Consider the following 13,550-nt stretch of genomic DNA (forward strand, 5'->3'; position numbering starts at 1 on the left):
GATAAGCGTCTGCCGGTACATATCCAGACGGGTAACGGCGGCAAGTTTATCTCAAAAAGTCTGGATAAAAGGGGGCATGAGCACGGTGTCACGATGGACTTCTCACTCCACGGAAAGCCGTCATTTATTGAGTCATGTAACAGCAGTTGGCAAGATGCATGCCTGAACATTCACTGGTTCCTGTCACTGGAAAATGTGCAGGACAATCTCGACAAGTGGCGCAGCGAATATCATCGTAGACTCGTCTCATGGATCACCAGACACGTCGTCTCTCTTAAAATAAGAGGTAACCTTAGACCAATGTTTAACTCCAATCAGAATAATAAGATGGTTGAAGTGTTATCAGGAGCTGAGCGTCATCGACGCCGTATACCGCTAGGAAATTCCCTTTCAGGGAGATGGACGGGTTCAGGATTCAGAGTTCACCGCGCACCATCCCCACTTTCAAATGAAATAAATTTGTGCTTTAGCTCACATTGTAATTAAATTGTTTCTGGCCGAAGTTACCCCAGGAGCATCCCGCATGACCGTTAAAGTTATCGTCACTGATATGGACGGAACTTTTCTTAATGACGCCAAGACCTACGACCGTTCGCGGTTTCTGGCGCAGTTTGAACAGCTTCAACAGCGTGGCATTGAATTCGTTGTCGCCAGCGGCAACCAGTACTATCAATTAATTACCTTTTTCCCGGAAATTCGCGACTGCATCTCCTATGTCGCCGAAAACGGCGCGCTGGTATACGAGCACGGGCAGCAGCTTTTCCACGGCGAGCTGACGCGTCATGAGTACCAGGCGGTGCTTGGCGAACTGTTAAAAGACCCGCAGATGCACTTTGTCGCCTGCGGCCTGGAAAGCGCCTATATCAGCGACCGTGCGCCGCAAGCGCTGGTTGAGCTCATGTCAAAACACTACTATCGCCTCCAGCGCGTGGCCGACTTCCACGCCGTTGACGACAAAATTTTTAAGTTCTCGCTCAATCTACCGGACAGCGATATTCCCGAGCTGGTCGATAAGCTGCACGTCTCTCTCGACGGTATTATGAAGCCGGTTACCAGCGGCTTTGGCTTCGTCGATCTGATTATTCCGGGGCTGCATAAAGCCAACGGCATCAGCCGCCTGCTGAAGCGCTGGCAGTGCTCCCCGCAGCAATGCGTGGCCATCGGCGACAGCGGTAACGATGCGGAAATGCTCAAGCTGGTAAAATATGCCTTTGCGATGGATAACGCCGTCGACAGCATAAAAGCGATTGCTGGCTATCGTACCGATGACAATAACCACGACGGCGCGCTGAACGTGATCCAGGCCGTGCTGGACGGCAATGCCCCCTTCTGATTTTCTCCCTTTGTAGGCCTTATAAGGCGAAGCCGCCATCAGGCACCATCGTGCACAGTGCCGGATGGCGGCTTCGCCTTATCCGGCCGACTCGCCCGGTCACACCCTCTAAAATTTAAACTTGCATTAACTTATTTTTAACTTAAAGTATCACCTGTAATGCATTTTACTTTCGAACGAAAGATTGCGAGGTTGATATGACGGTTACCTTTACCCACGAAACGCTCCCTGCCGATCCCACGTCGGCCATTCGTCAGATGAAGCAGACGCTGCGCGCGCAGATTGGCGACGTGCAGGCCGTCTTCGACCGCCTGAGTGCCACAATTGAGGCCCGGGTAGCGGAAATTAACGCATTGAAGGCGCAGGGACAGCCGGTGTGGCCAATAATCCCCTTTGAGACGCTGGCGGCCGGGAAAATCAGCGAAGCCACGCGCGCCGAGGTGAAACGCCGCGGCTGTGCGGTGATCAAAGGTCATTTCCCGCGCGAACGGGCGCTGGCCTGGGATCGTTCGATGCTCGACTATCTCGACCTCAACCGTTTTGACAACGTCTACAAAGGGCCTGGTGACACCTTCTTCGGCTCGCTCGATGCTTCACGCCCGGAAATCTACCCGATCTACTGGTCACAGGCGCAAATGCAGGCGCGCCAGAGCGAAGAGATGGCGCTGGCACAGTCGTTCCTTAACCGCCTGTGGCAGGTAGAAAGCGAGGGTAAGCAGTGGTTTAACCCGGATATCAGCGTTATCTACCCGGACCGTATTCGCCGCCGCCCGCCGGGCACCACGTCGAAAGGTTTGGGCGCGCACACCGACTCCGGCGCGCTGGAGCGCTGGCTGCTGCCAGCCTATCAGCAGGTGTTTGCTAACGTGTTTAACGGCAACGTCGAGCAGTACGATCCGTGGAACGCGGCGTACCGTACCGATGTAGAAGAGTATACCGTTGATAACACCACCAAATGCTCGGTGTTCCGCACCTTCCAGGGCTGGACGGCGCTGTCGGATATGATTCCTGACCAGGGTCTGCTGCACGTGGTGCCGATTCCCGAAGCGATGGCTTATGTGCTACTGCGCCCGCTGCTTGATGACGTTCCGGAAGATGAACTGTGCGGCGTTGCGCCGGGGAAAGTACTGCCAATCTCGGAGAAGTGGCACCCGCTGTTAATCAGCGCGCTGACCGCCATTCCCGCCATTGAGGCCGGGGATTCAGTATGGTGGCACTGCGACGTGATTCACTCGGTGGTACCGGTCGACAACCAGCAAGGCTGGGGTAACGTGATGTATATTCCGGCAGCACCGATGTGCGCGAAAAACCTCGCCTACGCCCACAAGGTGAAGGCAGCGCTGGAGCGTGGTGCCTCGCCGGGCGACTTCCCGCGCGAAGACTACGAGGCCGGGTGGCAGGGACGCTTTACCCTCGCCGATCTCAATGTTTACGGTAAACGCGCGCTCGGCATCGACGTCTGATTGTCGTACAACCCTTCCCGTTCTACAGCGGTGTGTCCTTTACCGGGGCGCACCCGCCGTACCGACTCGCGCACCGCCAGACGGCCGTGCAGCAGTAACGAGCCCATCGGCGCGTCCGGGCGAATCAGCCGCTGCTGAAGCATCTGCACCGCTTCAACGCCCAGCTCATCGCGCGGCACATGCACCGCCGTCAGCGGGACATCTTCAATCGCCGCCAGGTTAAAACCGTCAATGCTCATGACCGAAACATCCTGCGGCACCCGCAGTCCGCGCTGGCGCAGCGCGTTGATGGTCCCCGCCGCCATAAAATCGCCGCCGACCAGAAACGCCGTCGGTAGCGGACGGTTACCCCGGGCATCCAGCCACGCCCCCACCTTTTCCTCGGCTCCTTTGGCGCTGAAGCTGCTGATATTCAGCAGGTCGCGCTCATGCTGAAACGTCAGATTATGCGCCCGCCACGACTCTTTAATCCCCGCCAGCCGCTGCTCCATGGTGTAGCGGCGCAGGCACATCACGTTCATGACCTCACGGTGGCCCATCTCGAACAGGTATCGGGCGGCAAAAGCGCCGATCATCCGGTGATCCGGGGCGACGGCGGGCAAGCGCATACGTTCGTCGCGACAGTTGATCAGCACGCAGGGCTTGGCGAGATCGGCGGCCAGATCGTGAATATGCGGGGAGTCGATACCAAGCAGGATCGCCGCCTGCGTTTCCGGTTCGTTCATGCGCGAAAGAAACAGCGCCGGATCGCTATCGTTCTCATCCAGCGGACAGTAACGCAGGCGAACCTCATGCGGCGACAGCGCCTTGCTGATGCTCTGGATCACACGGTAGTAAAAGATGTCGGACCGCTCGTCAAACGCACGCGGCGGCGCGAACACAATCAGGCTATTTAGCAGCATTCTGCCTGCCGCCATCCCGTCCATTACCCCCAGATCCCGTGCGCAGGCCAGCACCTGCTCACGGGCGCGGGCGCTGGTGTTGGCTTTACCGGCCAGCACCCGCGACACGGTACTGGCCGACAGCCCCGTTCGCGCGGCGATTTCGGCAATTTTCAGCTTCTTTTCCATTTTGTGATCCGCCTCTAATTCGCAAATGAAAGAATTTTCATGACTGAAAATCCTGATGCCGCATGGGCTGAAATACTTATGTGCAATGTATATCAGCCTGTTATGAAAAAACGTGCACAAAACCCGCTTTCCCCGGATTTTTTTGTCTCTTAAGGTGAATTGGTAGAACAACTTCCATACAAGAACGGTGGAAGTCAAAAACAACAAAAGCAATAACGATCAAAACCTTAAAAAAGTGGTGTAACAGCTTCCCACATAGTTGCCGCACCGTTCCCTACATCATCCTGTGGAGATCCCTATGAGTCAGGGTATCAATAATGAAATGGCCACCAGTAAAACCCGCCGCGTCGTCAAAAACCTGCGCTGGTGGATGCTGGTGCTTTTTTTACTCGGCGTTACCGTCAACTACATCACTCGTAACTCGCTGGGGATCCTCGCGCCAGAGCTGAAAGACAGCCTCGGCATCACCACCGAGCAGTATTCCTGGATCGTCGGTGCCTTCCAGATCGCCTACACCCTGTTCCAGCCGCTGTGCGGCTGGCTGATTGATGTGATTGGCCTCAAGCTGGGCTTTATGATTTGCGCCAGCCTGTGGGCGCTGGCCTGTCTGCTGCATGCGGGGGCCGGTAACTGGATACATCTGGCGCTGCTGCGCTTCTTTATGGGCGGCGCGGAAGCAGCGGCGACCCCGGCAAACGCCAAAACGATTGGCGAGTGGTTCCCGAAATCCGAGCGCCCGGTAGCGGCAGGATGGGCGGGCGTAGGCTTTTCTATCGGCGCAATGCTGGCGCCGCCGATCATCTACTTTGCCCACGCCTCCTTCGGCTGGCAGGGCGCATTTATGTTTACCGGTCTGCTGGCACTTGCCTGGGTCGTGCTGTGGTGGGCGTTTTACCATAACCCGGACAAACACCCGAACCTGGGCAAGGCCGAGCTGGACTATATCCGCCAGGATAACGAAGCGCCGCCGGTCAAGCTGCCGTTCCTTACCGCGCTGAAAACCGTCGGCAAAAACAAACGCTTCTACGGCATCGCGATCCCGGCCTTTATGGCGGAACCGGCCTGGGCCGTATTCAGCTTCTGGATGCCGCTCTACTTCGCCAAGCAGTACAACATGGATCTCAAGCAGATCGCCCTGTTCGCCTGGCTGCCTTTCCTCGCCGCCGATCTCGGTAGCGTCGCCAGCGGTTACTTAACCCGCCTGTATGTGCGTCTGTTTGGCTTCTCACGCGTTAACTCCACCGTGGCAAGCTCCGTGACCGGCGCGTTCCTGATGGTCTCGCTCGCCGTGGTCGCGCTCACTAAAGATCCTATCGTCGCCGTGGTGCTGATGTCGATTGGCGGTTTCGGCCACCAGATTATCTCCTGCATGCTGAGCGCGCTGGTGGTGGAGTCTTTCGATAAAGGCCAGATGGCCACCGTGAACGGTATGCGTGGCTCCGCCGCGTGGATCGCGAGCTTCATCTTTTCCCTGATTATCGGGGTGACCGCCGACAAAATCGGCTTCAACCCGCTGTTTATCGCCATGGGTTTCTTCGACCTGATTGGCGCCATCTTCCTGGTTTCTTTTATTGCTGAACGTCGCGCAAAACGCGCCTGAGAGTGGATGTAGACATGAAAACGCTGAAAAACTGGACCCTGCAAAAACAGTCAACCCATCACGTCGAGCTGCGGGTCGACGGCCAGCACACCCTGTGCCTGTACGTGCTGGAAGAGAATCTGTTCCGCGTACTGTTAAAACGCAAAGGCGAGCTGGCGCTGGATCGCACCTGGAGTATCGCCCCATCGCAGGATGTGCCGTGGGAAGGGCGTGACCGTGAGGATCTCAGCGGCTTTACCCTGCCGACCTGGACGCTGAGCCAGCAGGACGACACCGTAACGGTGGCGACCGAATCCTTACGTGCTACCGTCCACCAGCCGCTATGGATTGAATGGCATTACCGCAACGCCGAGGGCGAGTGGCAGCCGCTGGTCAACGACCGTCCCACCAGCGCCTATCTGGTGAACGCCCACGGCGACGGCGTGGCGCACTATCAGAGCCGCCGCAAAGACGAACGTTTTTATGGCCTCGGCGATAAAGCCGGAGATTTACAGCGTGGCGGCAAGCGCTACGAAATGCGCAACCTCGACGCGATGGGCTACAACGCGGTCAGCACCGACCCGCTGTACAAACATATTCCGTTTACCATCACCCGCCGCGACGACGTGAGTTTCGGGCTGTTTTACGACAACCTCAGCAGCTGCTGGCTGGATCTCGGTAACGAAATTGATAACTATCACACCGCCTACCGCCGCTGGCAGGCAGAGGCCGGGGATATCGATTACTACCTGTTTACCGGCGAGCGCGTGCTCGACGTGACCAAAGCCTTCGTTCGCCTGACCGGCAAAACGCTGTTCGGACCAAAATGGAGCCTCGGCTACAGCGGTTCCACCATGCATTACACCGATGCGCCGGACGCGCAGAATCAGCTGATGAACTTTATTCGCCTGTGCGACGAGCATGCCATTCCGTGCGACTCGTTCCAGCTCTCTTCTGGCTATACCTCGATTAACGGCAAGCGCTATGTGTTCAACTGGAACGACGACAAAGTGCCGCAGCCGAAGGTGATGAGCCAGGCGTTCCACGATGCCGGTCTGCATCTGGCGGCGAACATTAAGCCGTGTCTGTTACAGGATCACCCGCGCTACGGCGAAGTAGCGGAACAGGCGCTGTTTATTCGCGATTCCGAAAGCGACGGTCCGGAACGCTCCAGCTTCTGGGACGACGAAGGCTCACACCTCGATTTCACCAACCCGCAGACCGTGGCCTGGTGGCAGAACGGCGTGACCAGCCAACTGCTGGAGATGGGTATAGATTCGACCTGGAACGATAACAACGAGTTTGAAGTCTGGGACGGCGAAGCGCGCTGCCACGGCTTTGGCAAAGAGATTGCCATTAAACATATTCGCCCGGTGATGCCGCTGCTGATGATTCGCGCTTCAATGGAAGCCCAACAGCGCTTTGCGCCGAACAAGCGCCCGTATCTGATCTCCCGTTCCGGCTGCGCCGGGATGCAGCGCTACGTGCAGACCTGGAGCGGCGATAACCGCACCAACTGGGATACCCTGCGCTACAACACCCGCATGGGGCTGGGCATGAGCCTGTCCGGGCTGTACAACCTCGGCCACGACGTCGGCGGTTTCTCCGGCGATAAACCGGACCCGGAGCTGTTTGTCCGCTGGGTACAAAACGGCGTGATGCACCCGCGCTTTACCATCCACTCGTGGAACGACGATCATACGGTTAACGAGCCGTGGATGTATCCCGGCGTCACCCCGGCGATTCGCAGCGCGATTGAACTGCGTTATCGCCTGCTGCCGTATCTGTACACTCTGCTGTGGCAGGCGCACGCCGATGACGAGCCAATGCTGCGCCCAACCTTCCTCGACCACGAGCACGATGCGCAGACGTTTGAAGAGTGCGACGACTTCCTGCTGGGCCGCGATATTCTGGTCGCAAGCGTAGTGGAAGCCGGCGAGCGCGAACGCCGCGTCTGGCTGCCGGATAACGAGGCTGGCTGGTATGATTTTTACACCGGTGCCTGGTTCAGCGGCGGGCAATGGATAACGCTGGATGCGCCGCTGGAGAAACTGCCGCTGCTGGTTCGCGCGGGCGCAGGCCTGCCGCTCAGCGAGCGCATCACCTACGTTAACGCCGCCGAAGATAATGCACGCGAGCTGAAGCTGTTCCCGCTGAAAGGCATGGGCAGCACATCTGGTCTGCTGTTTGAAGATGACGGTGAGTCGTGGGGATACCAGCAGGGCAACGCGCTGTGGCTGGAATGGGAAATGGTCTGCACCGGCAGTACCATTGACCTGAAGGTCAACGCGCGCGGCGATTATCGTCCGGCGTGGAAGGCGCTGAAGGTGACGCTGCCTGCCAATGAAAAACGTCAGCTACTGATTAACGGCGTCGCCGCGACAGAGTGGATAAACCGCTGATTTTTTTTCCATTGGTAACAAAGCACGCCATGAGTGTAACCGCTCATGGCATTTTTTTGCGTCTCTCACGCTGCTGCAATCAAAAAACCAATCAGCACACCGTACAAAACGACATTGACCACCAGCAGCATAATGATCATCAGCATCGGCCCCGTTCAAAGGTTGAGCGGTAGGGTTAACTTTTGACAATGGCCAGACGAATAAAAGTCAGCATCGCCACGCTGCACACTAGCCAGTTTCGCACCCCGGCCAGCAACGCTTTTCGCCGTCTCCAGACCTCAGTATGGCTTCGTCGTCGACAGTGCGCCAGACACTCTTCAATCGCGTCCTGGCGGGTGATGTTGCTGACTACCCGGGTACCAAGCTGTTCCGCTTCAACGTCGTTTTCCATCCGACTCATTGTTATGTAGAAAACGGGGCCGCGCTGCCGTATCAGGTAACGATAAAGGGTTCTGTCGTCCGTGCTGGTGTAGAGCATGAATTCTTGCATCGTCTCTTCCGCCATCAATGAATGTGCAGGAGCCATTTCTTCATAAAATTGTGCAGGAATTATGGTGTGGCGGGGGTTTCGGAACGTTGTTGATGAATTGTTTGTGATAAATGATGTGGTAACCATTCCCGATGGCGCGAGCGCCATCGGGAAGCGATCTGGCATTAACCGTCGATACCTTTGCTGCGCAGGTAATCTTCGTAGTTGCCGGTGAAGTCGACCACGCGCTCCGGCGTAATCTCGATCACGCGGGTCGCCAGGGAACTGACGAACTCACGGTCGTGAGAAACGAAAATCAGCGTGCCCTGATACATTTCCAGCGCCATGTTCAGTGATTCAATCGATTCCATATCCAGGTGGTTAGTCGGTTCATCCATCACCAGAATATTGGGTTTCTGCATCATCAGTTTGCCGAACAGCATACGGCCTTTTTCACCACCGGACAGGACCTTCGCCGGCTTCTTGATGTCGTCCTGGCTGAACAGCAGACGCCCCAGGAAGCTGCGAACCACCTGCTCATCGTCGCCTTCCTGCTTCCACTGGCTCATCCACTCAAAGACGGTCAGATCGTTTTCGAACTCGTACTCGTGATCCTGCGCGTAGTAGCCAATGCTCGCGTTCTCGGACCATTTCACGGTGCCGCTATCCGGCTGCATGTCGCCAACCAGCGTCTTCAGCAGGGTGGATTTACCCACGCCGTTGGCGCCCAGAATGGCAATCTTCTCGCCCACTTCCAGCAGCAGGTTGAAGTTTTTGAACAGCGGGCCGTCTTCAAAGCCTTTGGTGAGACCTTCCACTTCCAGCGCGTTACGGAACAGTTTCTTATCCTGTTCAAAGCGGATGAACGGGTTCTGACGGCTGGAGGCTTTGACTTCTTCCAGCTTGATTTTATCAATCTGACGCGCGCGGGAGGTTGCCTGACGCGATTTTGATGCGTTAGCGCTAAAGCGGCTGACGAAGGACTGCAGATCGGCAATCTGCGCTTTCTTCTTGGCGTTGTCGGCCAGCAGACGTTCACGCGCCTGGGTTGCCGCCGTCATGTATTCGTCGTAGTTGCCCGGGTAAACGCGCAGTTCGCCGTAATCCATATCCGCCATGTGGGTGCAGACCATGTTCAGGAAGTGACGGTCGTGCGAAATGATGATCATGGTGCTGTCACGCTCGTTCAGCGTCTGCTCCAGCCAGCGAATGGTGTCGATATCCAGGTTGTTCGTTGGTTCGTCGAGCAACAGAATATCCGGGTTAGAGAACAGCGCCTGCGCCAACAGCACACGCAGCTTCCAGCCGGGCGCCACTTCGCTCATCGGACCGTAGTGCTGCTCCAGCGGGATCCCCACGCCCAGCAGCAGTTCGCCCGCGCGTGATTCCGCAGAGTAGCCGTCCATTTCACCGTAGAGTACTTCGAGATCGGCCACTTTATAGCCGTCTTCTTCGCTCATTTCCGCCAGACCGTAGATGCGGTCGCGCTCTTGTTTCACTTCCCACAGTTCGCCATGGCCCATGATCACGGTATCGAGCACGGTGAACTCTTCAAAGGCGAACTGATCCTGACGCAGCTTACCGATGCGCTCGTTCGGATCGAGGGACACGTTGCCCAGCGTCGGCTCTAAGTCGCCGCCGAGAATTTTCATAAAGGTAGATTTGCCGCTCCCGTTGGCGCCAATCAGGCCGTAACGGTTGCCGCCGCCAAATTTGACGGAGATATTTTCGAACAGCGGCTTACTGCCAAACTGCATGGTGACGTTGCTGGTAACTAACACGGGAGTATCCTGAAGAATGTGACAAACTCCCTATTATGCCACAGTTACGAATAAAAAGCGCCCGCCTTCGCGAGAAGGCTAAACTGTAAGGTAAGTGAAAAAAATGTGATTTCGTACACATCCGAATTCCCTGTGACGGCGAATGCACATATAATGCGCTCCTACCAACAGTCTGAATTCCCAAACAACCGCCGTAATGGCACTGATACCTCGCACAACATGAACATGAAATTAACAACGCTTTTCGCTGCGGCGCTCGCTGTCGTAGGTTTCTGCAATTCGGCTTCAGCGGTAACATACCCGCTGCCGACCGATGGCAGCCGTATTGTCGGTCAGAATCAGGTCATCACGATCCCTGAGGACAACAAGCAGCCGCTGGAGTACTTCGCCGCCCAGTACCAGATGGGTCTGTCCAACATGCTGGAAGCTAACCCGGGCGTGGATACCTACCTGCCTAAAGGCGGCAGCGTGCTGAATATTCCTCAGCAGCTGATCCTGCCGGATACCGTGCATGAAGGTATCGTCATTAACAGCGCGGAAATGCGTCTGTACTACTATCCGAAAGGCACCAACACCGTGATCGTGCTGCCAATCGGTATCGGCCAGTTGGGTAAAGATACCCCGATCAACTGGACAACCAAGGTTGAACGTAAGAAAGCGGGCCCGACCTGGACCCCGACGGCGAAAATGCACGCAGAATATGCTGCGGCAGGCAACCCGCTGCCGGCAGTGGTTCCGGCCGGTCCGGATAACCCGATGGGCCTGTACGCGCTGTACATCGGCCGTCTGTATGCGATTCACGGCACCAACGCCAACTTCGGTATCGGCCTGCGCGTAAGCCACGGCTGTGTGCGTCTGCGTAACGAAGACATCAAATTCCTGTTCGAAAACGTGCCGGTTGGCACTCGCGTAGAGTTTATTGATGAGCCGGTGAAAGCCACTACCGAACCCGATGGCAGCCGCTACATCGAAGTTCACAACCCGCTGTCCACCACCGAAGCACAGTTCGAAGGCGGTGAAACGGTACCTGTGACGCTGACCAAAGCCGTACAGGCAGTGACCAGCCAGTCCGACGTTGACCAGAGCATCGTTGACCAGGCAGTGAAAAACCGTTCCGGTATGCCGGTTCGTCTGAACTAATCCATCCGGATTGCCCGGTGACGGCCTACATGTCCGTAGGCCGGATAAACGCAAAGATAAAATGGCGGGAGATAAACCCGCCATTTTTTTATCCGTTATTCACAATCACAATCCCGCCGTGATCGTAACGATAGTGGCAGTGCGCATACTCCAGCGGCGTCCCGTCATCCAGGTAGATCACCTGCTCAACTTCCAGAATCGGATCGCTGGCTTCGCAGTGAAGATGCTGCTGGTCAAGCTCGCTCGGCTTCAGCGCGCGCACCACGCGATAAGACCCCATCATCTTCAGCCCCAGGTTGTCCTGCACGTAGCGAAACACCGAGCTTTCCAGATGCGCCTTGCTCAGCCCCGGCACCAGCGACACCGGCATCACCGTGGTGTCCAGCGACAGCGGTTCTCCGTTAAGCAAGCGCAGGCGCACAAAATCGTACACCGGCGCATCGGCGTTAATCAGCAGCGAAGCCTGCTCTTTATCGGTAGGAAAACGCAGCTCAAAGCGGATTACCTGGCTTTCAACTTTACCCAGATGGCCCCAGGTTTCGGTCGCTCCGGCGTAGTCGCTGCCGTGAATATCCCACTGAGAAAGCTGGAGGAAATTTTTGCGGATAAACGTCCCCTGCCCCTGACGGGTGTAGACCAGCCCTTCCACGATCAGCTGGCGCATCGCCTGCTGAATGGTCATGCGGCTGGTGCCAAACTCCGCCGCCAGCGCAAACTGGTCAGGTAAGGGATCGGCGGCAGCGTACTGCCGACTGATGATCCGTTTTTTAATTTCCCGCGCTATCGCGATGTACTTCGCTGCCATGCCCCGCTCCTGTGATTACATCTCTTCGCCGTTGCTATGAATCGCCCGCTTCAGCCAGTCGTAGCTTTTCTTCGGCACGCGCTTAAGGTCTTTTAAATCGTGGTTTTCGCGATTGACGTAGACCACGCCGTAGCGCTTACGCATATCGCCCTGCGAGCTAAGAATATCAATCAGCCCCCAGCCCAGATAGCCAATAACCTGGGCGCCATCCTCAAAAATCGCCGCTTTCATGGCGTTGATATGGTCGCGATGATAGGCGATACGATAATCATCGGCGATCGGATTTTCGCCGTCCCACTGCTCAATCACCCCAATGCCGTTCTCAATCGGAAACACCGGCAGGCGCCAGTCATTGTAATAGCGGGTAATAATACTGCGAAAACCGAGCGGATCTATCTGCCAGTTCCACTCGGTGGCCTTCAGGTGCGGGTTCGGCTTGTCGCCAAACAGCATGTAGTTATTGACCGGCGTACCTTCCGGGATCGGATCGCTGTCCAGCGTGCGGCTGGCGTAGTAGCTGAACGCCATATAGTCGTTCTTCATGGTCGCCAGCACCGCCAGATCGTCCTCGCGATAGATGTCGCTGAACCCCGCTTGCTTAACAAAGTGCAGCACTTCCGGGCTATAGCCTTCACCGGCAAAGGCGCGCAGGAGATTCTGATTGAAGAATTCGTCGAGCTGCTGGGCGCAGAATACGTCGCGCGGCTTGCAGGTGGCCGGGTATACCTGGGCGTGCGCCAGCATGCCCCCCATCAGTTTGCCGGGTTTGGTGTCGTGCAGGTAATGCGTCAGGTGCGCATGCGCCATCATCACGTGATGCTGGATTTCATACAGCTCGCGCAGCGTTTTGTCACCGCGCATATAGCCGGAGATCAGGAACGTTTCCGGCATATGGTAAAGATTCTGCTCGTTGAAGGTCAGCCACCAGGTCACCCGATCGCCGAAGCAATCGATCATCTTTTTGCCGTAGCGGATAAACGCTTCCATCACGCGGCGATCGGTAAAACCGTTGTATTTTTCGGCCAGCGCCAGCGGCATATCGAAGTGGTACAGGCAGATCATCGGCTCAATACCGCGCTCGATAAGGCCGGTGATGAAACGCTCATAGAAGGCAATGCCCTCTTCATTGAACTCACCATCGCCGCTCGGACAGACGCGGCTCCAGGCAATCTGGAAACGGTAGCAGTTCATGCCCAGATCTTTCATCAGATCGAAATCTTCTTCATAGCGGTGGTAGGCGTCGGTTGCCACCTTCCAGTCAGAAGCAAACTCTTTTGGCTCGCGAATATCGTATACCGACATCCCTTTTCCGCCCTCATTCCAGGCGCCTTCGGTCTGCATACTGGAAACGGAGTTCCCCCACAGGAAATGGGCGGGCAGTGATGGTTTCATGGTTCGGCTCCTATATGACTAGTCATTTAAATTTAATGACTAGTCATATACCGTAAAGCCGAAAAAACACGCAACCGGGAAGATCGTTTTATGTGAGATCGAAGAGAATTTTCCCA

General features: G+C 56.3%; 11 protein-coding genes. 6 read left to right on the plus strand and 5 right to left on the minus strand.

The features are described from left to right. Nucleotides 1-93 precede the first annotated feature (93 nt). The 3 genes from H7R56_RS16340 to H7R56_RS16350 all read left to right on the plus strand — a co-directional run bounded on the left by H7R56_RS16340 (nt 94) and on the right by H7R56_RS16350 (nt 2,796). Nucleotides 94-486, plus strand: coding sequence for an integrase core domain-containing protein (locus H7R56_RS16340; protein ID WP_106924547.1), 393 nt, complete (start codon nt 94-96; stop codon nt 484-486). A gap of 37 nt (nt 487-523) precedes the next feature. After that, entirely contained in the window at nt 524-1,333 is an 810-nt protein-coding gene (locus tag H7R56_RS16345; protein ID WP_106924548.1) for a Cof-type HAD-IIB family hydrolase, read from the plus strand. Nucleotides 1,334-1,530: 197 nt separating this feature from the next. Beyond that, complete coding sequence (locus tag H7R56_RS16350; RefSeq protein WP_106924549.1) at nt 1,531-2,796, plus strand: DUF1479 domain-containing protein; 1,266 nt, start codon at nt 1,531-1,533, stop codon at nt 2,794-2,796. Here H7R56_RS16350 and H7R56_RS16355 read toward each other — a convergent pair. Continuing rightward, nucleotides 2,763-3,866 (minus strand): LacI family DNA-binding transcriptional regulator, encoded by a 1,104-nt coding sequence (locus tag H7R56_RS16355; protein ID WP_106924550.1) that lies wholly within the window; start codon nt 3,864-3,866, stop codon nt 2,763-2,765. The two genes, H7R56_RS16350 and H7R56_RS16355, sit on opposite strands and share 34 nt — an antisense overlap. A gap of 298 nt (nt 3,867-4,164) precedes the next feature. On the opposite strand from H7R56_RS16355, the gene H7R56_RS16360 reads away from it, so the two are divergent. Further along, nucleotides 4,165-5,466: an MFS transporter gene (locus H7R56_RS16360; RefSeq protein ID WP_106924551.1), complete on the plus strand. Its 1,302-nt coding sequence runs from the start codon at nt 4,165-4,167 to the stop codon at nt 5,464-5,466. Nucleotides 5,467-5,480: 14 nt separating this feature from the next. After that, on the plus strand, nt 5,481-7,847 hold the full coding sequence (locus H7R56_RS16365) for a glycoside hydrolase family 31 protein (protein ID WP_146145687.1): 2,367 nt from the start codon (nt 5,481-5,483) through the stop codon (nt 7,845-7,847). Nucleotides 7,848-8,022: 175 nt separating this feature from the next. On the opposite strand, the gene H7R56_RS16370 is transcribed toward H7R56_RS16365, so the two are convergent. Next, nucleotides 8,023-8,337: a hypothetical protein gene (locus H7R56_RS16370; RefSeq protein ID WP_146145688.1), complete on the minus strand. Its 315-nt coding sequence runs from the start codon at nt 8,335-8,337 to the stop codon at nt 8,023-8,025. Between the two features lie 164 nt (nt 8,338-8,501). Further along, nucleotides 8,502-10,097 carry an ABC-F family ATPase gene (locus H7R56_RS16375; protein WP_106924554.1) on the minus strand — a complete coding sequence of 532 codons (1,596 nt, stop codon included), beginning with the start codon at nt 10,095-10,097 and terminating at the stop codon, nt 8,502-8,504. A gap of 219 nt (nt 10,098-10,316) precedes the next feature. Here H7R56_RS16375 and ldtB point away from each other — a divergent pair, with 219 nt between their 5' ends. After that, nucleotides 10,317-11,237: a L,D-transpeptidase gene (ldtB, locus tag H7R56_RS16380; RefSeq protein WP_146145694.1), complete on the plus strand. Its 921-nt coding sequence runs from the start codon at nt 10,317-10,319 to the stop codon at nt 11,235-11,237. Between the two features lie 88 nt (nt 11,238-11,325). On the opposite strand, the gene H7R56_RS16385 is transcribed toward ldtB, so the two are convergent. Together H7R56_RS16385 and H7R56_RS16390 are read right to left on the minus strand one after the other, a co-directional pair. After that, nucleotides 11,326-12,042, minus strand: a complete 717-nt coding sequence (locus H7R56_RS16385) for a GntR family transcriptional regulator (protein ID WP_106924555.1) — start codon at nt 12,040-12,042, stop codon at nt 11,326-11,328. 15 nt (nt 12,043-12,057) lie between these two features. After that, entirely contained in the window at nt 12,058-13,434 is a 1,377-nt protein-coding gene (locus H7R56_RS16390; RefSeq protein ID WP_106924556.1) for a glycoside hydrolase family 1 protein, read from the minus strand. Nucleotides 13,435-13,550: the final 116 nt, after the last annotated feature.

The organism is Klebsiella sp. WP3-W18-ESBL-02 (assembly GCF_014168815.1).
GTDB classification, from domain to species: domain Bacteria; phylum Pseudomonadota; class Gammaproteobacteria; order Enterobacterales; family Enterobacteriaceae; genus Kluyvera; species Kluyvera ascorbata_B.